Source organism: Lysinibacillus sp. OF-1 (genome assembly GCF_028356935.1).
Classification (GTDB): Bacteria; Bacillota; Bacilli; order Bacillales_A; family Planococcaceae; genus Lysinibacillus; species Lysinibacillus fusiformis_D.
Window position 1 is genome coordinate 677,311 of sequence record NZ_CP102798.1, and the last position, 22,822, is coordinate 700,132.

Annotated in this window: 23 protein-coding genes and 1 pseudogene; 20 read left to right on the top strand and 4 right to left on the bottom strand. The window is 36.4% G+C overall.

Going from position 1 to position 22,822, the window contains the following annotated elements; translation table 11 throughout:
* Window positions 1-144 precede the first annotated feature (144 nt).
* On the top strand, window positions 145-1,038 hold the full coding sequence (locus NV349_RS03120; RefSeq protein ID WP_036121127.1) for a C40 family peptidase: 894 nt from the start codon (window positions 145-147) through the stop codon (window positions 1,036-1,038).
* An 87-nt stretch (window positions 1,039-1,125) separates the two neighbouring features.
* Here the strand turns inward: NV349_RS03120 and NV349_RS03125 are convergent, their stop codons facing one another.
* Together NV349_RS03125 and secA2 are read right to left on the bottom strand one after the other, a co-directional pair.
* The gene (locus NV349_RS03125) at window positions 1,126-2,022 is read right to left on the bottom strand and encodes an accessory Sec system S-layer assembly protein (protein WP_271912387.1); all 897 of its coding nucleotides are present in this window, start codon (window positions 2,020-2,022) and stop codon (window positions 1,126-1,128) included.
* A complete protein-coding gene (gene secA2, locus NV349_RS03130; protein WP_036121120.1) occupies window positions 2,022-4,385 on the bottom strand; it encodes an accessory Sec system translocase SecA2 in 2,364 nt (787 codons plus the stop codon). The genes NV349_RS03125 and secA2 overlap by 1 nt, the downstream gene beginning before the upstream one ends.
* Window positions 4,386-4,610: 225 nt before the next feature.
* Here secA2 and NV349_RS03135 point away from each other — a divergent pair, with 225 nt between their 5' ends.
* Both NV349_RS03135 and NV349_RS03140 read left to right on the top strand, forming a co-directional pair.
* On the top strand, window positions 4,611-5,678 hold the full coding sequence (locus NV349_RS03135) for a glycosyltransferase family 4 protein (protein ID WP_036121117.1): 1,068 nt from the start codon (window positions 4,611-4,613) through the stop codon (window positions 5,676-5,678).
* A 315-nt stretch (window positions 5,679-5,993) separates the two neighbouring features.
* A pseudogene (locus tag NV349_RS03140) lies at window positions 5,994-6,286 on the top strand (transposase); the annotation flags it as partial.
* Between the two features lie 184 nt (window positions 6,287-6,470).
* Here the strand turns inward: NV349_RS03140 and NV349_RS03145 are convergent.
* Window positions 6,471-7,526 carry an LCP family protein gene (locus tag NV349_RS03145; protein WP_036121114.1) on the bottom strand — a complete coding sequence of 352 codons (1,056 nt, stop codon included), beginning with the start codon at window positions 7,524-7,526 and terminating at the stop codon, window positions 6,471-6,473.
* A gap of 148 nt (window positions 7,527-7,674) precedes the next feature.
* Window positions 7,675-8,310, bottom strand: a complete 636-nt coding sequence (locus NV349_RS03150; protein WP_036121111.1) for a YigZ family protein — start codon at window positions 8,308-8,310, stop codon at window positions 7,675-7,677.
* A gap of 165 nt (window positions 8,311-8,475) precedes the next feature.
* Here NV349_RS03150 and NV349_RS03155 point away from each other — a divergent pair, with 165 nt between their 5' ends.
* The 17 genes from NV349_RS03155 (at window position 8,476) to NV349_RS03235 (ending at window position 22,742) form a co-directional block, all read left to right on the top strand.
* Window positions 8,476-9,624 carry a sensor histidine kinase gene (locus NV349_RS03155; RefSeq protein WP_036121108.1) on the top strand — a complete coding sequence of 383 codons (1,149 nt, stop codon included), beginning with the start codon at window positions 8,476-8,478 and terminating at the stop codon, window positions 9,622-9,624.
* Window positions 9,625-9,658: 34 nt separating this feature from the next.
* On the top strand, window positions 9,659-10,333 hold the full coding sequence (locus NV349_RS03160; protein WP_036121104.1) for a response regulator transcription factor: 675 nt from the start codon (window positions 9,659-9,661) through the stop codon (window positions 10,331-10,333).
* Between the two features lie 294 nt (window positions 10,334-10,627).
* A complete protein-coding gene (locus NV349_RS03165) occupies window positions 10,628-11,179 on the top strand; it encodes a DUF3225 domain-containing protein (RefSeq protein WP_036121101.1) in 552 nt (183 codons plus the stop codon).
* Window positions 11,180-11,406: 227 nt separating this feature from the next.
* Window positions 11,407-12,249: a DegV family protein gene (locus tag NV349_RS03170; protein ID WP_058843856.1), complete on the top strand. Its 843-nt coding sequence runs from the start codon at window positions 11,407-11,409 to the stop codon at window positions 12,247-12,249.
* 62 nt (window positions 12,250-12,311) lie between these two features.
* Window positions 12,312-13,679, top strand: coding sequence for an ATP-dependent helicase ComFA (locus NV349_RS03175; RefSeq protein ID WP_271912389.1), 1,368 nt, complete (start codon window positions 12,312-12,314; stop codon window positions 13,677-13,679).
* The gene (locus NV349_RS03180) at window positions 13,676-14,266 is read left to right on the top strand and encodes a ComF family protein (RefSeq protein ID WP_271912390.1); all 591 of its coding nucleotides are present in this window, start codon (window positions 13,676-13,678) and stop codon (window positions 14,264-14,266) included. Before NV349_RS03175 ends, NV349_RS03180 begins: the two co-directional genes overlap by 4 nt.
* Before the next feature lie 79 nt (window positions 14,267-14,345).
* Window positions 14,346-14,759: a TIGR03826 family flagellar region protein gene (locus NV349_RS03185; protein ID WP_271912391.1), complete on the top strand. Its 414-nt coding sequence runs from the start codon at window positions 14,346-14,348 to the stop codon at window positions 14,757-14,759.
* 121 nt (window positions 14,760-14,880) lie between these two features.
* Window positions 14,881-15,141: a flagellar biosynthesis anti-sigma factor FlgM gene (gene flgM, locus NV349_RS03190; RefSeq protein ID WP_036121087.1), complete on the top strand. Its 261-nt coding sequence runs from the start codon at window positions 14,881-14,883 to the stop codon at window positions 15,139-15,141.
* Window positions 15,142-15,168: 27 nt separating this feature from the next.
* Complete coding sequence (locus NV349_RS03195; RefSeq protein WP_058843853.1) at window positions 15,169-15,669, top strand: flagellar protein FlgN; 501 nt, start codon at window positions 15,169-15,171, stop codon at window positions 15,667-15,669.
* Window positions 15,670-15,683: 14 nt separating this feature from the next.
* Entirely contained in the window at window positions 15,684-17,276 is a 1,593-nt protein-coding gene (gene flgK, locus NV349_RS03200; protein ID WP_271912392.1) for a flagellar hook-associated protein FlgK, read from the top strand.
* A gap of 61 nt (window positions 17,277-17,337) precedes the next feature.
* On the top strand, window positions 17,338-18,240 hold the full coding sequence (flgL, locus tag NV349_RS03205) for a flagellar hook-associated protein FlgL (protein WP_089934776.1): 903 nt from the start codon (window positions 17,338-17,340) through the stop codon (window positions 18,238-18,240).
* Window positions 18,241-18,300: 60 nt separating this feature from the next.
* The gene (locus NV349_RS03210; protein ID WP_271912393.1) at window positions 18,301-18,864 is read left to right on the top strand and encodes a DUF6470 family protein; all 564 of its coding nucleotides are present in this window, start codon (window positions 18,301-18,303) and stop codon (window positions 18,862-18,864) included.
* 14 nt (window positions 18,865-18,878) lie between these two features.
* The gene (gene fliW / locus NV349_RS03215; protein WP_271912394.1) at window positions 18,879-19,322 is read left to right on the top strand and encodes a flagellar assembly protein FliW; all 444 of its coding nucleotides are present in this window, start codon (window positions 18,879-18,881) and stop codon (window positions 19,320-19,322) included.
* Window positions 19,322-19,540 (top strand): carbon storage regulator CsrA, encoded by a 219-nt coding sequence (gene csrA / locus NV349_RS03220; protein WP_089934782.1) that lies wholly within the window; start codon window positions 19,322-19,324, stop codon window positions 19,538-19,540. The genes fliW and csrA overlap by 1 nt, the downstream gene beginning before the upstream one ends.
* A gap of 187 nt (window positions 19,541-19,727) precedes the next feature.
* Window positions 19,728-20,537, top strand: coding sequence for a flagellin N-terminal helical domain-containing protein (locus tag NV349_RS03225; protein ID WP_271912395.1), 810 nt, complete (start codon window positions 19,728-19,730; stop codon window positions 20,535-20,537).
* Window positions 20,538-20,731: 194 nt separating this feature from the next.
* Window positions 20,732-22,417: a motility associated factor glycosyltransferase family protein gene (locus tag NV349_RS03230; RefSeq protein ID WP_271912396.1), complete on the top strand. Its 1,686-nt coding sequence runs from the start codon at window positions 20,732-20,734 to the stop codon at window positions 22,415-22,417.
* Window position 22,418: 1 nt separating this feature from the next.
* A complete protein-coding gene (locus tag NV349_RS03235; RefSeq protein WP_089934787.1) occupies window positions 22,419-22,742 on the top strand; it encodes a DUF8042 domain-containing protein in 324 nt (107 codons plus the stop codon).
* Window positions 22,743-22,822 lie beyond the last annotated feature (80 nt).

A 22,822-nucleotide genomic window follows, 5' to 3' on the forward strand; every position in this document is an offset into this window, starting at 1 on the left:
TGCAATATAGTCGGATTTTGTCGTATTCTATAGGATTACTAAAATGTTTGAAAAATAGTCAGTATTTCCGATTTTTCATGAAGCAGTTATCTAGTATGATAGACACACAAGGAAATATTCTAGCACGAACGGAGGCAATTTGGTATGCAAAAGACAAAAAAATGGAGAATTCTTGTTTTAAGTACTATCGCAACTTCATTTTTAGCACTACAAACAGCAGAAGCAGCAACTTACACCGTACAAAAAGGCGATACTTTATCCAAAATCGCGCAACATCATCAAGTTACGATTGAGGATATTATGAAGTGGAATAATCTATCGAAAGATACGATTTTTGTAGCTCAAAAGCTTGAAATTCAAAAGCAAACAACGAGTGAGGGGACAAAACCTTCAACCCCATCAACATCTGTCAAACCTACTGCTGGCTCTCATACAGTAGCGAAAGGTGACACATTATCAAAAATTGCAAAGCAATATAATGTGTCAATTAAAGATATACAGGAATGGAACAAGCTTGAGAAAGACATAATTTACATTGGACAAGTACTAAAGATTTCTTCAGGAGCCGTGAAACCCGGGGGCGAATCTATACATAATAATGTGACTTCAGATACGGGCACACCATCCAAAGTGACAGATAAAGATCCTACAGCAAATGGACAAGCTATTTATAAAAAAACAGTTGAAGTGGCAAATACATTGGTTGGGACACCCTACCTATACGGTGGTAATACGCCAGTGGGTCTTGACTGCAGTGGATTTATTTTCTATGCCTTTAATCAAGGCGGATTAAAAATAGGAAGAACAAGTAGTGAGGGGTATTTTAATGGCAACACAACACTTGTGGAAAACCCAGTACCAGGAGATCTAGTTTTCTTTGAAAATACATATAAAGAAGGTATTTCTCATATGGGCATTTATATTGGGGATAATAAATTCATCCACGCGGGCACAGATGGCGTAGAAATTTCAGATGTTACTTACACTTACTGGTCTTCTAAACTAGTAGCTTATAAACGTTTTGATAGTGTGAAATAAAAAAGGAGTGATTTTTGCTTACGCAGAAATCACTTTTTATATGACATAAACAAACCCCCTTCTTAACGAAAGAAGGGGGTTTTGATGTTATTGTGTAACACGCGCTGTCCAACGGGAGAGATCAGCATTATTTGCATCAACAAGCTCTGCTGGGAAAACAAATGTCCAAGGCTTAGTTGAGTTTGGTTGCACAGTTAAGATTGGGTCCATTTTAAATGAACCTTTGGCAATTTGTTTGCCTGTTGCATCAATAATTTCTAATGGCAATTGTTCAAGATTAATTGCTTTATTGTGGCCATTGCGGATAAAGATCGATACATTTAAATTACCATTTTCAGCTAGCTTTGCCTGTAAACCTGTGAAGTTTACCTCTGTTTCGCCTAGCTCTGGTAATGTTTTAACGATTTTTTCAAGCTCCTCTTTTTGAGCTGCTGGTAATTGCTTTTCCCAAGATGGATCAAGCTCTAATTGGTGTCCGCGAAGGGAAACAAGGTTAAAGGCAATTTTCCAGCCTTCTTCAGGAACCTCATCAACTTTGATGGTAGACTTGTCAAATTCGAATACCCATGGACGAGCACTTTCTGCTGGAATTGTGCCAAGTGCTTTAAAATCGAATTTTTTAGATGCTACAAGCTCATCATTTTTATCCATAATGAATAGTTCGATTTCACCTAGCTCAATCGCTTGTGGTAAAGATGAACGGAAAAATGCACGTACTAACCATTTTCCACCACGACCTTCTTCAATACTAATAGAAGATAGAGATAATTGATTTGGTTTCAATGGTTCTAGCTCATTAGCAAGGAAGTTAAAGATATATTTTTGCTCCTGAGGTACGTCCCATTCTGGATGGAAAGAAAGCTTTGTTTCAACATCACGGTTTTCACCTTTATTTGTAGAAACAGTACCTAGCAAGTCTTTTGAGTCAATTGTGTTTTCTTGAACGATTTTATCTGATTTTTTAAAGAATGAAAATAAGCCCATTATTGTTCCTCCTGCTGTGCTTCAATTGTTTTCATGAAGCTTGTAATTTCTATAATGATTGAACGACGTAGTTCTTGGAAATTTTTACCGAACAATTCCAGTCCTTCACGTTGATAAATTCGCATCGGATCTTCTTGTTGATAATGACGTAAGCCTATTCCTTCTTTTAAATGCGCCATGGCTTCCAAATGTCTTACCCAGCCACTATCGATGTAGCTAAGCATAACTTGAGGGATAGCTTGAAGTATTTGCTCATTTTCAGAGAATTTTTCGATTTTATTAAGTAGTTCTAGTTCAGATGGTTCGATATCTGCTAGTATCTGTTTAATTCTTCCGACCTCACGATCGATTGTAACAGGCGTAATGAATAGTGAGTTTAATGTTTGCTCCATACGATCATAATCCCATTCGATAGAAGAAACATCTTCTGGTGCAGCATCACGAACAGCAAAATCAACTGTTTCACGTAGCATTTTTTTCAGCTCGCCCATTAAGTCTTCACCAGCTAAAATTTTGTCACGTAATCCATAAAGAACCGTGCGTTGATCATTAATAACATCATCTAGTTTTAAGTTGTATTCACGCATGCCGTATTGAGAACCTTCCACAATGCGCTGCGTACGATCTATAAGCTCCTGCACCTCTTTGTTTTGAATAATGCCATTTTCATCTGTGACCATTTTTGCAGAGAATTTTTCAACTTCTTCTTTTGCGTAACGACGGAACATATCATCTTCAATAGAGAGAATGAAGCGGCTTTCGCCTATGTCTCCTTGACGACCTGAACGACCACGTAACTGATTATCTACACGTCGACTTTCATGCTTTTCTGTACCCATTACATATAAACCACCAAGATCATGCACTTCTTCCCCTAGCACGATATCTGTACCACGACCAGCCATATTTGTTGCTACAGTAATACGACCTTTTTGACCTGCTTGTGAAATAAGCTCTACTTCTTGCTCTACGGTTTTTGCATTGAGTAATTGGAAAGTTAATTTTTCTTTTTTTAGATAATCAGCAACCGTTTCGGACTGTAAGATTGATGTTGTACCAATGAGAATTGGTTGACCTTTTTCATGACGTTTTTTAGTCTCAGCTGCAACATATTTATATTTTGCCTCTTGGGTGCTAAAAATAATATCAGGCTGATCGACACGTTGACGTGGACGGTTGGTTGGAATTTGCACAACTTCCATACCGTACACTTCTCGAATTTCCTTTTCCTGTGTTTTCGCTGTACCCGTCATCCCAGAAAGTCTCGGATACATACGGAAATAGTTTTGAATTGTAATTTGCGCCATTGATTTATTTTCATCCGTGATGGTAACGCCCTCTTTGGCTTCAATTGCTTGATGTAAGCCATCAGAGAGTGAGCGACCTTCTAAAATACGGCCAGTAAACATATCAACAAGCTCAATTTTGTCGTTTTTAACGATGTAATCTACATCACGTTTAAACATGACGTGTGCACGAACTGCTTGAATCACATAATGGAAAAGTGTTTGATGTTCTAAATCATACAGATTATCAATATTGAAGGCAGCCTCAACCTTTTCAATACCTTTGTCTGTTAAGGAAGTAGCTTTTGTTTCTTCATCAAAATCATAATCTTCCTCGACTTTGAAACGTTTGGCTAGCATGGCAGCAATTTGATGTAATTCGTTATTCGATGCCATTTTACCTGCGATAATGAGAGGTGTTTTGGCCTCATCAATCAGGACACTATCTACTTCATCAATAATGGCAAAGTGATATGGTCGTTGAACCTTATCTGCTAAGCTATGGGCCATATTATCACGTAAGTAATCGAAACCGAATTCAGTTCCAACACCGTATGTAATATCTGCGTTGTAAGCTAATTTTTTTTCATCTTGCTCCATCATCGGTACATTTAAACCAACAGTTAAGCCAAGGAACCGATGGATTTGACCAACTAACTCATAGTCTCGTTTTGCAAGGTAATCATTTACTGTGATAACGTGAACGCCTTTACCTTCTAATGCTCGTACATAAGAGGGAAGGGAAGCAACGAGTGTTTTACCTTCACCTGTAGGCATTTCAGCGATATTGCCTTCAGTCAATACAAGACCACCGATAAGCTGTACATCAAAATGACGCATACCTAATACACGCTTTGAGGCTTCGCGTACAACTGCAAAGGCGTCCGGGATGATTGATGTAATAGGCTCACCTTGTTCTAATTGATTTTTGAAAATAAAAGTCATTTCTCTTAATTCAGCATCTGACTTGTTAACATACGTTTCTTCAAGATTATTAATTTGATCTACTATTTTATAGTAGCGCTTTAATTGACGAGCACTAGTTTGCTCTTTGTTACTTTTGAAAATTGAGAACATGAAATATACGCTCCTTTAAAGTTGTCTACATGCTAGACACTTCATTATTTTATCAAATTTTGCGAATGGTGACTACAATTGACTGTATAGGAATCTATGAATGCTAAAATGTACAAAATATTTGTGAAATCGTGGAAAATGTTTAGAAAAAGTATATTTCAATGCTTGTTCATGCTATAATCAATTTGGATTTCAATGTAGATTATTTATTTGAGGAGGAGAGACATGCTTTACGTGTCTTTAATAGCAGCGTTCGTTGCATCCATTTTGTTAACTCCATTAGTGAAACGTTTAGCGTTTAGAATAGGTGCTGTTGATGCACCAAACTACCGAAAAGTACATGCTCGAATTATGCCAAGACTTGGCGGCTTAGCCATTTTCCTTGCGTTTATAATTGGTGTGACGATTTTATATTCATTTTTAATCCATACTAAACATGGTAGTCCCGAATCTTTGTTAGCTATCATTATAGGTGCTTGTATTATCGTTGCCACTGGTGTTATTGACGATATGCGTGAGATTTCTGCCAAGGCAAAGATGATTGGTCAGCTAGGTGCCGCACTAATTGTTGTTTTTGTAGGTGGAATTCAAATTGAAATGGTTAATTTACCATTCTTAGGTACATTAGACTTTGGTTTACTAAGTATCCCATTAACAATTATTTGGATTGTTGGGGTTACAAATGCTATTAATTTAATTGATGGCTTAGATGGCCTAGCAGCAGGTGTTTCTACAATTGCACTCATTACATTAGCAATCATGGCGTTTATTATGAGCAATATGTTTGTTTTAGCGCTAGCAGCCATTTTAGCTGTAGCTTCACTTGGTTTCTTATTTTATAATTTCCACCCAGCGAAAATTTTTATGGGTGATACAGGGGCATTGTTCCTCGGATTTATGATTTCCGTGTTGGCATTACTTGGTTTTAAAAATGTTGCATTCGTAGCTTTAATCATTCCAATTATTATTCTTGGTGTACCAATTTCTGATACATTCTTTGCGATTGTTCGTCGTGTACGCATGAAGAAGAAATGGTCTGATCCAGATAAATCTCACTTACACCACCGTTTACTGGATATGGGCTTTACACATCGTCAAACTGTATTAATTATTTATGGCATCGCGATGATGTTTGGATTAGCAGCGATCATCTTCTCTATGGCAAAATTATGGGGAGCTATTTTACTTGTAGCTGTTATTTTAACAGCCATTGAAATCTTTGTTGAGGTCATTGGGCTAGCAGGTAAAAACTATAGACCATTATTAAACTTTGTACGGATTTTCAGTAAATAAAACGAAAGCAATCATACATTTTGTATGATTGCTCAGACTGTAGATAAACTCAAAAAAATTGAGTTTATCTACAGTCTTTTTTTATTAAAACCGTCGATTGATGCTAAAGGCGGGGGCGAGCTGCTTCCCTCGCTTTGTTATTGCCACTACTTCGCACCAATCAGCTTCTACATAAAATACTTCATCGTGAACGATTAGAGATGTTAACGATCGATTAATAAGTACCTAAGAAGCATTTAGTACGAAAATGAAAGAAATCGCAACGAATATGGCGTATTGCCAATATAACCATGCATCACAATGTACAGAAAATAACTCATTCAACACCATATTTGGGAATTATATTTAGAGGAAGCTGAACATTTACGACATTCCTATGACAGCAAACCAATTTATGCAAAGCGCAAAGAGAAGATTGAATGTGTCTTTGCGGACGCGAAGCAAAAGCATGGATTGTGATGGAAAAACCTTAAGAGATCTAAAAACATTGTTCATGCAGGTGAGGCTTACTTTTGCTGCCAAAGAAACTGGCTACTTGGATGTATAGCTTAAAAGAGCGCTTCTCAATGTCTTTCTTATTGATAAGCATAAATAGCAACTTTGAGTGAACTATTACGGACGGACATTACCATTAGAATGTATAGGAAATAGAAAGGGAGGAAAGCTAAAATAGGCTTGTTTAACTAGTTCATGACAGGGTAAATGAAAAGAGCAGTTTAATCATTGGGGAAGTAATATAAAAAGCCCCTAGACAAGATGGCTTGTCTAAGGGCTTTGGAAAGTCATTACTGGTTATTCAACGGCTGAATTATCATCGCTTGCAGCACTGTCTGTTCCTGAAGTATTGCCACTTGTTAGGCTTGATGAACTTTCATTTCGTCCAAGATGGTTATTGAAGATTTCCTTCACTTCATCTACAGAATCCTGATTTAACTGATAATAATATATACCAGTAGACATGTCATCTGTACCATCCAATGTTAAAGAGTCGATACGTGGAGCACCTTTTGATAAATAAGATATGAAGGATTTCATTTCAGTGAATGTCATATCTGTTTTCATGTTATCACCAAGGGCTTTAATGACATCATCATACTTTGTGATGGAACCAACAGAAGCAACTTTTTTGATAATAGCTGAAAGAATTTCTTGTTGACGTTTACCACGCTCAATATCACTATCTTGCTTACGTGTTCTTGCAAGGGCAAGAGCCTCACTACCGTTTAAATGCTGTAAGCCTGGCTGTAAATTGATTGTGAATTTATCAAATTCATCTAATTCGTGTAAAGCATAAGGTACCTCTGCTTCAATACCACCGAGTGCATCGACAACGTCAATGAAGGCATTGAAGTTCATACGCACATAATAGTCGATTGGAATGTCAAATAGTTGTTCTACTGTTTCAATAGTAGTAAGTGTTCCACCCATGGCATGAGCATGAGTAATTTTATCTTTATAACCGACCTTAGGAATATAAACGTAAGAATCACGAGGAATACTTAACATTTTAATTGTATGTGTTTTGTTATTTAACGTAGCTAAAATAAGTGCATCGGAACGTGAGTTTTCAGAACCCTGTCCACGATTATCACTATCATCAACCCCGACAAATAAAATAGATACATTATCATGTACTGGCTCTACTTTTTCTTCTCGCTGAGTAGAAACCTGTCGACCTTCTAATTCCTCGTATGCTGAGTTTGCAGCATGCTCTACCTGTTTTGTAAGGTAAACACCATAAGCCGTTACACAAATCACCAAGCTGGCAACTAATAGTAGTGTAACTTTTATAATTAAGGAAGCTTTAGAAGATCTTTTTTTGTACGGTTTAACAGATCTTTTTTTCATATTAGATATATTCTCCTCTAATTATTGGGAATAATAATGCGATAAAGCTAAATTTTATTCAATTACAATAAAGCAAACGAATGGTCAATAAAAATAGCCTAACAAAAAAATTATACTATGCATATTTAGTTTCGACAATTAAAACTATTTATTTGACAATAAATTCTATAAATTGAGCATCTTCGAATGTAATGGATGCTTGTCCATTTGTGATTTCTGTAATCCAATTTCGGAACTGCTCTTCTTCCTCTTTTAACACAGAAGTAATGATTTCGACACCCTCTAAATACCGTATTTCCTCTAAAGAGTAAGATGAACCTCTTATTTCATTTTCGACTTTCCCTAGCCATGTGTAATCAATGGCTACCTTCATGAAATGATGAAGTTTACGTTCAACTACTTGTGCAGCAATGAGACCCTCTGTTGTCGCTTTCCCGTAAGCACGAATGAGACCACCGCCACCGAGCTTAATACCTCCAAAATAGCGAGTAACTACGACGACCGTATCTTTTAAGCCTTGTTTTTTTAAGACCTCTAACATAGGGACGCCAGCCGTACCACTAGGTTCCCCGTCATCATTCGCTTTTTGAATATGATCATGCTCACCAATAATATAGGCTGAGCAGTTATGTGTTGCATTATGATGCATTTTTTTTATACGATCTATAAAGGAAATTGCATCCTCTTCCGTTTCTGCACGTTCTATATAAGTGAGAAAGCGGGATTTGGAAATAACAATTTCGCTTTCACCATATCCTTTTACTGTTAAATAGTTTTCTCTCATCCGTATCAATCTCCTTTTAATTAGAGTTCTATTCTATAATTTTCGTGTAGAAAAAGCATTAAATTTTAGCATGGTAATGCTATAATGGGTGTAGACTATGGAATATATGAAATTGGTCTATTAAAATAGTGAGTAATCATAAGACATTAGACTGGGGAGTATACTATGTTTTCAAATGATACCTTCGATTTAAAGTCGCTTGATGACATTTTCAATCGAATGTTAGATACAATCATGAGCTCAAAGGATGACATCTTTATTATAAGTGAACAAAGCCGAAGAAGCTTTGAAGATATGCAAAAAGAGCTGGAAATTGTTCGAAAACAAATATCAATTGTAATTGATGAAGGCGATGCTCTGGAAAAAAGTACGCAGCTTGCTAAGCAAAGACTTGTATTAGTAAGTAAAGCTTTTGATAATTATACCGAAGAACAAGTTAGAGAAGCATATGAAACTGCACATGATTTCCAGGTAAAGCTCTCCGTTATTAGAACGCAAGAAAAACAGCTACGCGATAAAAGAGATGATCTAGAGAGAAGATTAAGAGGATTACTCGATACGATTGAACGTGCTGATCATATTGTCAATCAGGTAAATGTCATTTTGAATTACTTAACTTCAGATTTAAAAAATGTTGGTTTAGCGCTTGAACAAGCAAAAATGAAGCAAGATTTTGGGATACGTATTATTGCAGCTCAAGAAGAAGAGCGTAAGCGTTTATCGAGAGAGATTCATGATGGACCTGCTCAAATGCTTGCAAATGTACTAATGCGCACTGATTTAATAGATAGAACGTATCGTGAAAAGGGTATTGAAAATGCATTGGCTGAAATTGCTGATTTAAAGAAAACGGTGCGAAATGCTTTATCTGAGGTGCGACGTATTATTTATGATCTACGACCAATGGCACTTGATGATTTGGGAATTGTTCCGACATTAAAGAAGTATTTATCGACAGTAACTGAATATAATCCAGGTGTTGAAGTTCATTTCCAATCGAGAAGTACAGAAAAACGTATACCTTCAAATTATGAGGTATCCATTTTCCGATTAGTGCAGGAATGCGTAACAAATGCCATGAAGCATGGAAAATGTAAAGACATTTGGGTAAAGCTTGAGTGGTTAAAAGAAGCTGTCAATATCGTTGTGAAAGATGATGGCATTGGCTTTGATCCACAAGTAGTGAAAGACCATTCCTTTGGGATTTTAGGAATGAAAGAACGTATCGAAATTTTAAATGGTACAATCACGATTACTAGTGAAATCAATCGAGGGACAACGGTTTTATTTAAAATACCGTTAGAAGTAGAGTGATGCAATGTTGCAGAAATTTAGGGGGTAAAGACAAATGACAAAGATTATAATTGTAGACGATCACCAGCTATTCCGCGAAGGAGTAAAACGCATTTTAGATTTTGAAGATACGTTTGATGTAGTAGCTGAAGGTGATGATGGTACTGACGTGGTTACGTTATATGCTGAAAACGAACCAGATGTTGTATTAATGGATATTAACATGCCAGGTAAAAATGGAGTAGAAGCAACGTCAGAGTTAATCAATGATTTTCCTGATGCGAAAGTGATTATGCTGTCGATCCATGATGATGAAACATATGTCACACATGCATTAAAATCAGGTGCTCTTGGCTATATGTTAAAAGAGATGGATGCCGATGAAATCGTTGAAGCGATCAAAGTCGTTGCTAATGGTGGATCTTATTTACATCCAAAAGTAACAAAAAACCTAGTAGCTGAGTTCAAACGCCTGTCTGAACACGAAAATAAAGGGAACTTCCACCAAACGGAAATTCGCCGTCCATTCCATTTATTAACTAAACGTGAATGTGAAGTATTACAGCTATTAACAGATGGTCAATCAAACCGTACAATTGGTGAGACATTGTTTATCTCTGAAAAAACGGTTAAAAACCACGTTTCAAGTATTCTACAAAAAATGAATGTTAATGACCGTACACAAGCTGTTGTAACAGCCATTAAAAATGGTTGGGTGGAAGTACGATAAGTGCTAAAACTGTTTTTAAAGGCTACTTTCTATTGAAGTAGTTTTTAAAACAGTTTTTTATTGTTTTTTGGTAATTATTTATAAAGGTTTACGAAATCATGAAGAGGCTATTCACAATTTTGTAACATTGCTAAACGGGACTGTTTATACGTATAAACATGAAAACTAACAGAACGTGCAACATTTTACAAGCAAATGCGTCATAAGAAAGATGTAGCACCTAAATGTTGAAAAAGCACAACAAAATTCCTACTACAGCATTTATATGCTACAATATGCGCGGGAGGTTTTTTGATGTTAAAGAAAAGTTTTCTAGCAGTGTTAATCTTATTCGTATTAACTTTAACTGCATGTGGTAATAAAGAAGAGAAGATGAGTGACGAGGATCGAGAAAAAGTAATAGAAGATGGTACAGTAGGCTTTGAGATGATGGGTGGTAATGTGGAAAAAGCTGAAAATGTGCCAGCAGCAGATGAAAAGGCAATTTTAGCATCTTTCGATGAGTATATTGCTGCATTAAATGCTGAAGAAATCGAGCGTTATATGAAGACAATCTCGAAAAATCCAAAGGGTTTTAAATACGATGAAGAAAAAACATATGCAACAGAAGTATTCGATCAATTTGATATTAAGCGTGATGTAGAAAACGTAACGATTGCTAAATATGAACCAGAAGAGGCTCAGGTGTTTGCCAACATGAAAATGCACTCTCTTCAGATTGAGACAAATGTTGAACACGAAAGTGCAGGACGTCAAGTAACAGTCTTTGTGAAGGAAGACGATGATTGGAAGGTTACAAGTGTCTTTTATATTGGTGATGACTCACAGTCTAGTACAGGCAACTAACAGGAGCTATCTTCATTCAATATAAGAATTGAGTGAAGATACGCCTACTATACATAGAAAATGAATGCGAAATGAATAACGAAAACGTGAATCTCACGTTCGTCATTCATTTTACATTCATTTCTTTTTGTTTTCATTCCGTATCCTGTGCGACAGCGAACAAACAACAACAATTGCACCAAGAAGAAATAGATTGTAAACTAAGAATCATAGGAGAGTGGACATGGATGAGGACGGCAATCGTAACAGATAGTACTGCATATCTTTCAGCTGAGGAACGTGCACGCTTAAACATTCACATGATACCTTTAAGTGTTAATATCTCAGGTGAACTATTTGCAGAAGAAGTAGACATCACAGCATCTGAGTTTTACGATAAGGTGCGTGGAGCAAAAGAATTCCCAAAAACAACACAGCCTCCAATCGGAGAATTTGTTGCTCTCTTTGACGAGCTAGCGAAGGATTATGACGAGGTTATTTCGATCCATTTATCAAGTGGTATTAGTGGAACATATCAAGGGGCAGTACAGGCAGGTGAAATGGTAGAAGGCATAAAAGTGCATGCCTTTGACAGTGAAATTTCCTGTGCGGTTCAGGGCTTTTATGTTTTAAAAGCTGCTGAAATGGCGAAAGAGGGCCATTCAGCGCAAGACATACTGGCGGCATTAGCGGACATGCAGCAGTATATCCGTGCTTACTTCATTGTAGACGACTTAGCTCATTTACAACGTGGTGGGCGTTTGTCTTCTGCGGCAGCCTTGATCGGCGGCTTATTACAAGTAAAGCCTGTTCTACATTTTGTAGACAAGGTGATTGTGCCTTTTGAAAAAATCCGAACACGTAAAAAAGCATTAAAACGTGTAGAGGAATTGCTAGCAGAGGATGCGAGAAAGTATGAAGCTATGGACGCTGTTGTCATACACGGCAATTGCCAAGCAGAAGCACAAGAATGGCTAGAGCAATTAGCAGAAGCGTACCCGAACGTAAGTTTTAAATTAAGCTATTTCGGCCCTGTCATTGGCACACATTTAGGTGAAGGATCGATGGGCTTAGGCTGGACAAAAAAATAAAATTTCTATGAGAAGGTCTCTACAGCAAAGTAGAGGCTTTTTTCTATGGAGGGAGAGAAATTATGAAATATAAAGGTTGGCTGTTACCACCAGCATTACGTGATTTCCATGAAGGTCGCATTTGGTTAAAAAATCATTCTCCATATTCATCAGCACATATTGATAACGCAATCGAGCGAAAATATTTTAATTTAATAGAAGGAATTCAAATGAAGCCAGTTATTCGTTGCAATCGCTGCCACAATACAAACCCGCAATTATTCACTCTATTTGATTGCTCAAAATGCCAGCAACAATGTTTATATTGTCGGCATTGTATCAAAATGGGGAGGGTGAGCAGCTGTACGAATTTGATGGTTTGGATTGGTCCTAAAGCCATTAAGACGTACAAGCATTTATTCAAATGGGCAGGGCAATTCACGGAACTTCAACAACAGGCTGCAAATGAAACTTTAGCAAGTGTGACAGCAAAGCGTTCGCATTTAATTCATGCAGTGTGTGGTGCTGGAAAAACCGAGCTGCTTTTTCCAACGGTTTATGATGCGCTAAAGCGAGGGCTACGTGTTTGTATTGCAACACCACGCACAGATGTAGTGTTGGAATTGACGCCACGCTTCCAGCAAGTATTCCCTGAAACTATTATTCATGCATTATACGGTGGTGTCTTACAACAACATGGCTATGCCCAGATGGTTATAGCAACGACCCATCAGCTTTACCGATTTGACAAGGCTTTTGATGTTATCATTGTCGATGAAGCAGATGCTTTTCCTTATACATTTGATGAAACCCTACAAAGAGCAGTAGGAAAGGCTAAAAAAGAACATGCTCCTATTGTATTTGTTACAGCAACCCCATCACCATCATTACTACATGCCTTTCAGCAAGAAAGCTACTCCTTTATTCCAAAACGCTATCACAATCATCCATTGCCAGTTCCTCAAGTGCGTGCTTTATGGGGCTATGATAAAAGCTTCCAGCGAGGTACAATCCCCAAAAGGTTAAAAAAATGGACAGAGGAACGTCTTAGCCAAAAGCAGCCATTTTTAATCTTCTTTCCAACAATCGCCTTAATGAATAGAGCAGAACCCCTTTTTCAGTTGCTAGATGAAAAGATAGTAGCTGTGCATGCAGCAGATTCGGAGCGAAAGGAAAAGGTGCTGAAGCTAAGAAATAAAGAAGTTCCAGGCTTATTAACTACAACTATATTAGAAAGAGGCATTACAATTAGCAATGTACAGGTGGCAGTAATCGGAGCAGAGTCATTGATTTTTACTGCCAGCGCTCTTATTCAAATTGCGGGTCGTGTTGGGCGGGATAGACAATTTCCTGCTGGTGAGGTCTTGTTCTTTCATCACGGCATCACAATAGAGATGGATGAGGCATGTGCAAAAATTGCTTTATATAATAGAAAAGGATTTCCCCAATGAATAAAATAGAATCGCATTGCTTAATTTGCTCGCAGCCGTTGACATCAACCATATCCTGGAAAATTCTGTTAACAAAGCAGTTTTCACCGACTATATGTGATAGGTGTGCTGCTCGCTTTGAACATTCACAGTCAGCTACAGCACTCTATCAGTATAATGACGCGATGAAAGATTACTTACATCAGTTTAAATTTCTTCAGGATGTAGCTCTTGCAAAAGTATTTCGACAGGAGCTTTATGCTCGATTTAGAAAAGAGAAAGCGATGATTCTACCAATTCCCATGCATCCCCTCAAGCAACAGGAGCGTACCTTCTCACACACAGAGGAACTATTAAAGGCAGCTTTTATTCCGTACATTCAGCTATTAGAAAAGACAACAACAGAGACACAAAGCTCCAAAAATAGAGAGCAGCGCATACATGTAGCACCTCTTTTTCGTGTAAAGGTAGGCTCACAAGTAGAGCATAAAGATTACCTTCTTTTTGACGATATTAAAACTACAGGAACAACCATTCAGCATGCCGCAGATGTGCTAATGCAGGCGGGTGCTAAAAATGTCCAATACTTCACATTAATTGAAGGATGAATTTTCCAACGTATTATGTATAATAGATGATGGGTATAGCATTCGTAGATAAGATTTCTTGAAAGAGGAGGAAAAGCAGATGGCTGAGGTTCGTAATTGTCCAAAATGTAATGAATTTTTTAATTATACAGGGGTCCGAGAAGTATGTCATAAGTGTGCACAATCAGAGGAAGAGCTTTATCAAATCGTTTATCGCTTCCTTCGTAAACGTGAGAACCGTGCAGCAACAGTTGAGCGTATCGTAGAAGCAACTGGAGCAGAAGAGGAGCTATTGTATAAATGGGTTCGTAAAGGCCGCTTGCAGCCAGCCATGTTCCCTAACCTTGGTTATCCATGTGATAACTGTGGTCACCTGACAACCATAGGTAAGCTTTGTACAAAATGTCAAGATGAATTAAAGGCTGACTTACGTACATTTGAAGCAGCTAAGGAATTCCGCGACAGTGTAGAGCAACGCGATCGTGTAACCTATCACGCAGAGCGAAAACGCTAATAACGGGAAGTGTGTTAATTTTAAACAAAATTAGCACACTTTTTTATATGTGAAAACTTAACATTATGTGAGACAATCCGAAATAATAGGAAGATAAGATTTTTAGATGGGGGGTTTCAAAATGAAAATTACATCTTATGGAATTAATGCAGTAAACGCCTATAAAAACCAAGTACGTAACGTTAAATCAGATACAAACAAAGCATCTTTTGCTGATAAAATTGAGATTTCGAAAGCTGCTCAAGATATGAAAAGCGTATCAACATACAGTACAGAGCGAGCTGACCGCGTACAACAGCTGAAAAAAGACATTGATTCTGGTGAATACAAAGTAGATGCTCGCAAAGTAGCAGAGGATATGCTGAAATATTATCGTTTCTAGGGAACAGCAGAAAGGGTGTATAGCGATATGTCTGTAGAAGCGATTAATTCTACATTAACGATGCTAGAAAGAATGCATAAAAGTTTACTTGAACTAGCCTTGAAAAAAACAGAAATCATTAAAGCTGGTGATATCGAAGCTCTAGACCAATTGCTCAAGGATGAGCAGGCACACATAGCGGCCATCGATAAGCTCGAGCAACAGCGTCAGAAACAGGTAACGGACTACCTCGAAGCAAAGGGACTTGCTTCATCTGACAAAACGACTGTCGCAGATGTCATCGAGGCTGCTGACCAACAAGCTGACAAAGCAACCTTATCAGTAGTTCGCGATCGTTTACTGCAAATTATCACTGACCTACGAAAACAAAATGACTTAAATCAAAAACTTGTTTTCCAATCACTACAAATCGTCAACCTAACATTAGATGCTGTAAGACCTCGCACAGAGCAAATGAACTACTCTAGCAACGAGGTTCATGGCACAAATAACATAGCTAAAAAATCATATTTCGATTCACAAGCCTAAAAGGAGGAAGAAAAATGCGCTCAACATTTATGGGCCTAGAAGCAAGTAAACGCGGCCTCTTCGTACAACAAACAGCTTTATACACAACAGGACATAATATTTCCAATGCCAACACATTAGGTTACTCACGCCAACGAGTAAACATGCAGGCGACACCAGGTTTTCCAACAGCCGGCTTAAACCAACCAACTTATCCAGGACATCTTGGTACTGGGGTTGAAGCAAGTTCAATCCAACGTATTCGTAGTGAATTTATTGATCGCCAATATCGTCAAGAGACGAATAAGTTAGGTTATTGGGAATCTAGAACAAATGCCATTTCTCAAATGGAAGATGTTATGAATGAACCTTCGGAATTCGGTTTAGATAAAGCTTTCGAACAGTTTTGGAAGGGACTTGAAGATGTGGGGACGAAGCCTGCAGATGGTGCTTCACGTAAAGTAGCCATTAGTCGTGCGGAGCACTTAGCTGATTCTTTAAATTACCTTGATAAACAGTTAAAAATGATTCAGGGTAATCTTGGAAATGAACTTAATGTTTCGACAACTCAAATTAATACTATCCTTAAACAAATTGCTGCCGTTAATAAGCAAATTCAAGAGGTTGAACCTAGTGGGCATGTACCAAATGATTTATATGATGTGCGTGATACTCTAGTTGATAAACTAAATGAGTATATTCCAGTATCGATTGAACGTATTCCTTCTGGTGGTTTAGCATCAGAGGTTGCAGAAGGAAGCTTAAAAATTACTTTTAAAGGTAATGACGGTGTTATCAGAGATTTAGTAAACGGTAAAGATTTCGCTCAATTTACTGCAATGGGTACAAACGGCACGAAGGTGACTGGCGATGAAATTACAAATTCTTTCTCTGAACTACAATTAACAGGATTGGAATCTTTAGATGCGCATGAAGCGGGTGCTGTCACTAGTACACAAACGGCAATTAAACAGCAAGACTTTGAGGCATCAAAAGGAAAATTACTTTCACTAATTAATTCGTATGGTTACCAAAGTGCGGGTGGCGATATTAAAGGATACTACACAGAAACTTTACAAAAATTAGATCAATTAGCCAATGCATTTATTAAAGAATTCAATGCGCAACATGCAAAAGGTTATACCCTTGAAGAAAAAGATGCGAATGGAAACATCATAAATCCTTCGAAACCAGGTGGCGTTTTCTTTGAAGGAACTGGTGCTGGTGGAATCAAGGTTAATGAAGATATCTTAAAAAATCCTAACCTTTTAGCAGCATCTTCTGACCCAACAGAAGAAGGAAATGGTAAGAATGCTTACGAACTTGCCAATATGCAACATAAATTATATGCAGATATAGATAATGCAAGCTTACAATCATTCTATCAAGCGATTGTCGGAAAAGTTGGTGTAGATGGTGAAGAGGCATTACGTATAGCTGCGACTTCTGAATCCCAACTTCTGATGGTATCTAATAGTCGCGATGCTGTAAGTGCGGTTTCTTTAGATGAAGAAATGACAAATATGATTACTTTCCAACAGGCGTATAATGCAAATGCACGTATGATTACGGTTGTCGATGAAACATTGGATAAAATTATTAACGGTATGGGCCGAGTTGGTTTATAACAATAGAATCAAGTAAATAATGACCAATTTATCAACCTACAAGAAGGAGGCTTTTTACAAAATGCGTGTAACACAATCAATGCTATCAAATAACATGCTACGAAATTTAAATAACAGCTATGGTAAAATGTCTAAGCTACAGGACCAAATAAATTCAGGTTCAAAAATTACTCGTCCATCCGATGATCCAGTTATTGCAGTAAAGGGTATGGGCTATCGTCGAGATTTAGCTAAGGTAGAGCAATACACTCGTAACACGATTACGGCAAGTAGCTGGTTGGATTCGACAGATGAATCTCTTAATCAGGTTGGTGAGCAAATGAAACGAGTTCGCGAACTTGTTATTCAAGCTGCCACTGATTCAAATACATCAGAGGATCGTGACAAAATAAAAAAAGAAATTGACCAAATTCGCCAACAATTACAGGATGTAGGAAATACGAATATTGGTGGCAGTTACATATTTAGTGGAACTAGAACTAACGAGCCTTTATTTATTGGTGGAGTCATAAATCCGAATACTAATCAAGAAGGTGTAAAAATAGAAATTTATGATGGTATCCAGCTTTCTGTAAATACCCCAGGGAAAGATTTATTTAATAATATAGATGATATGATGGGGAAAATTTCGGATTTATTAGGCGACCCAACAAAAACAGGTGAAGAAATTGCTAGCATGCTTGGCGGGGTATCCTCAGCCACTACAAATGATGATATTACAGCCATGCATAATAAAGTTTTAGAAGCACAGGCAGATATCGGTGCACGGCAAAACCGTGTAGAAATGATGGAAAATCGACTAGGTATACGTGAGGTTAACGTCACAAAACAACTCAGGGATAATGAGTCTGTCGACTATGCAAAGGCCATTACTGAAATGGTTACACATGAATCTATTCATCAGGCTGCACTTTCAGTAGGTTCTAAAATCATTCAACAAACATTAGTGGATTTTATCCGTTAATATAATTTAGGCGTTTGGACACTTTGTTCAAACGCTTTTCTTGAAAGGAGAGCTAGTATTGTGAGGCTACCACAAATACAAATTCGCACAATCAATGCCAAAATTGATCTTCATATTGGTAAACCTCAGCAGCATATTGAACAGCCAAAGGCGACACAGCGTATTGAACAACCAGCCGCTATTTTAGATATAAATACAACGAGAAGTGTTTTGAAAATTGACTCCTCACAGGCAAGAAGAGACATAGGAATGATTGGTCCTTTAGAATCAAGTGCAAATTACGCAGAAAAAGGAAAACGAGAGGCAATAAAAGGAATGGCACGCAGAGCACAAGAGGGACGTCAAATGATGGAGAACGCTGGAAAAGATCAAGGACGGGCAATAGTTCAAAATATAGCTAAACAAAACCACGGTCCACACCGTGTACAATTTAATGTCAAATTTGTACCATCCGTAGGATCAGTCAAAATTAATTACACACCAGGTACAACGGATGTCAATATTCAACGAAGAGAACCAGTAATTGACGCTAAAGTGAACAAACCTATACACGAATACACACCAGGAAAAGTAACTGGTACAATGATACAAAGACCAGATGTTGACATCGATGTCATCATTTAAAGGAGAGTTTATAAATGAAAATTGCTACTAAATTTTTAGGAGAAGTAGAAATTGGTGAACAAGATATCCTTACATTTGAGCATGGTTTACTAGGATTAGAGGAGGAGAAAAAATTTGTTTTGTTACCGATTGATGCAGACCTTCCACTTGCATTATTACAATCTGTTCAGAATAAAGAAATTGGTTTTGTCGTAGCCTACCCTTTTGCATTCAAACAAGATTATAGCTTTGATATTAGCGAAGAAGATCGTGAGCAATTACAAATTGAAAAGCAAGAAGATGTTCTTCCATATGCTATTGTAACATTAAAAGAAGCATTTCAAGACTCTACGATTAACTTGCTGGCACCTGTTATTTTAAATATAGAAAAAAAACGCGGTAAGCAAATCGTTCTTCAAGACAATAAAGCCTTTCCATTACGTTATCCAATGCTACCATTGGAAGGAAGTGCGAAATAATGCTAGTTCTTTCACGAAAAAAAGATGAGTCAATTATGATAGGTGATCAAGTTGAAATAAAAATATTAGCAGTTGAGGGTGACCAAATCAAACTGGGGATTGTTGCACCGAAAACGGTGAAAGTACATCGATCAGAAGTTTTTGAAGCAATCCAAGCGGAAAATAAAGAAGCCCTTTCTGTAACATCAAACTTTTTAGAGCAATTGAAGAAAAAATAATAAGAGATATATGTTTATTTTGAAATAATTACATAAAAAATAAAAAAACTTTCTAAAAAACTATTAAACATTTCCAACTAATTACGATATATAGTTTGTAAGGGGCAGGAAGTACATACATACTACCTAATCCGAAATTCCACACGGATGTGGAATAACACATTAAAAATTCAAGGAGGAATTCCAAATGAGAATTCAACACAACATTTCAGCTTTAAACACACACCGTAACCTTACTTTCAACAACACTCAAGCTTCTAAAAACCTTGAGAAACTATCTTCAGGTTACAAAGTAAACCGTGCGGGCGATGACGCTGCTGGTTTAGCAATCTCTGAAAAAATGCGCGGACAAATCCGTGGTCTTGATATGGCTACTAAAAACGCTCAAGACTCAATCTCTTTAATCCAAACTGCTGAGGGTGCTCTTAACGAAACTCACGCAATCCTACAACGTATGCGTGAATTAGCAGTACAATCTGCAAACGATACAAACGTAACTGCAGACCGTGGAGCACTTGACAAAGAAGTTAAAGCATTAAAATCAGAAATCGACCGTATCGCTAAAAACACAGAGTTCAATACTCAAAAATTATTAGATGGTACATTCTCTGGTAAAAAATTCCATATCGGTGCTAATGATGGCCAATCTATTACATTAAAAATCGGAACAATGGGTACAGCTGGTTTAAAAATTACTGGTAAAATTGATTCTCAAACAGCTGCTGACAAAGCAATTAAAAACTTCAACGAAGCTTTAGAATTAGTTTCTTCTCAACGTTCTGATTTAGGTGCTGTTCAAAACCGTTTAGAGCACACAATCAACAACTTAGGTGCTACATCTGAAAACTTAACAGCTGCTGAATCACGTATCCGTGATACAGACATGGCTAAAGAAATGATGGGCTTCACTAAGAACAACATCTTAATGCAAGCTGCTCAATCTATGTTAGCTCAAGCTAACCAACAACCACAAGGTGTGCTTCAATTATTACAATAATTGATTAACTTTTAGCCTAAAATATTAAAAGCTTGAACGAAATTTCGTTCAAGCTTTTTTTAATAAAAAATTTAAAAATCCTTTTTTATACCGATATAATCAAAGAAGTAAGACACTTTTCTGTAAAACAAATATGATTTAATAACCCTTTTTTAAAAGAGAGCCTCACCAAGGTTAACCAAGGAGACGACTTTATGGAAGATTTAGATATAATTTATTTACAAACAAAAAATGATAAGCCAAATGCAAAAGTAAATGGGTATTTTTTACATAGTAATTACAATCCTGAAGCAGAAGCTGATAAATACATAGATAAGAACTATAAAGAAGGATATTTAAATATACTGTTTGGCTATGGACTAGGGTACATAGCTAATGCTATTGCAAAAAAATATGGAAACACTGATATTTTAGTGTATGACCCTTTATTTAGTAGTTTAAATATTGAGGGTAAAGATAAAATTGAAGGCGTTTTTTCTGATTTACAGGACTTTTATATGCGTTCAGAAGATTATATAGCTGATTTTGATCGTAAAGTCAATATACTGCTCTCACCTAATTATGACAAAATTTTTGACAAGGAATATAAAGAATTTCTAGACTTTATTCGTCATATACAAATTGAAGATATTGTGAATGAAAATACAATAAGATTTTTTGGCGATTTATGGCAGGAAAATTACATTATGAATTTATATTATGTTCATAAAGATCAGAGTTTAAAGGAACTTTACAATAAATATGATTGCCCAGTAATTTTAGCTTCGGGAGGTCCTTCATTAACAAAACAGTTACCACTGTTAAAAAAATTGAAAGATAAATGTTTGATAATTAGTGCAGGATCTACCATCAACTCTCTACTGGCAGCAGAAATTACACCTGACTATGTAGTAACAATGGATGGAGGAGAAAGTAATTATTTACACTTTAAAAACATTAAAAATAATGCTTTCGATTTGATTTATGGTTTAGGGAATGCATGGAAAATAGAACGAGATTTTAAAGGAAACCGCTATAGTTTTTGTTTTTATGGAGAAGATAGTATACAAAAACGTATTAAAGAAGGGCTAGGTAAGGATTTACCAATGCTATCAACTGGTGGTACAGTTGCTATAACTGCATTAGAAATAGCAAGTAAAATTAGTACAGGACCAATCGCAATTATTGGACAAGATTTAGCTTATACGAACAATAAATCCCATGCAGAAAATAATAATCATTATAGTGAGTTAACTGATGAATTTTTCAAGAAAGACATGACTTTTGAAGTAGAAGGATACTACGGGGAACCTGTAAAAACGAATCACCAATTTAACAGTATGAGGAAGAGTATAGAAAAATTATATATAATGTTGCACAAACAACATAAAATTTATAATTGTACCGAAGGTGGCGTAAAAATTAACGGTATCCCACAATTAGATTTTGCAACATTTTGTGAAAACTATATGTATCAGACAAATAATATTTCAAAATTGGAACTTAAAAATGAAATAGATAATAGCGTTGTCAATTATAAGCAATTTATGAGTCAAGAAATAGAAGTCTATTTAAAAATAAAAAAATTACTAGTAGAAGCGATTCAACTGTTAAAAGAAGAAAGAAATAATACGGTATTTTCAGCTAGTACATTAAAAAAACTAGATAAAATCGATTCTAAATTGAAAGAATATTACCCACAAGTAATTATGGAAAGAATCATTGACCCGATTACTATGGATGTGATGAGAATGACTATAGATAATAAACATTTAGAGACAGTAGAAAAATTTAAACAAATTCATAAACAAAATATGTATCTTTATGAAAATATTTTAGAGGCAACAGAAAAATCTTTAAAATATACAAGAATAGCATTAGAAGAATTCGGGGGTTGTTAAAATGGACAAAATAGAGATTGTAGATGAATATTACAAATATATAGCTAAAATTCCAGCAGGGTTACAATATATTGCTGATAGTTTAAGATCTGGCAATGTTCCGACAGCTTTAAATGAAATATTGAATTTTTCAGAGGGAATTACTTGGATAAAACAAATGGAAGAAATACTAACGGATCAAGGGGTTAATACAAATTTAAACAAACAACAATTAGAAGAGTATTTAAACCTTATAAATGAAGGTTTAGAAAAACAAGATTTTGTCCTTGTAGCTGATATTTTTGAATATGAAATGTTGCCATATTTTGAACAAATTATAGCTTGAAATTAATATCAATTAAGAGATAGTTAAAATAAGAACACTTTTTGAATGTACATTCTAATTCAAAGAGTGTTTTTTCGTCT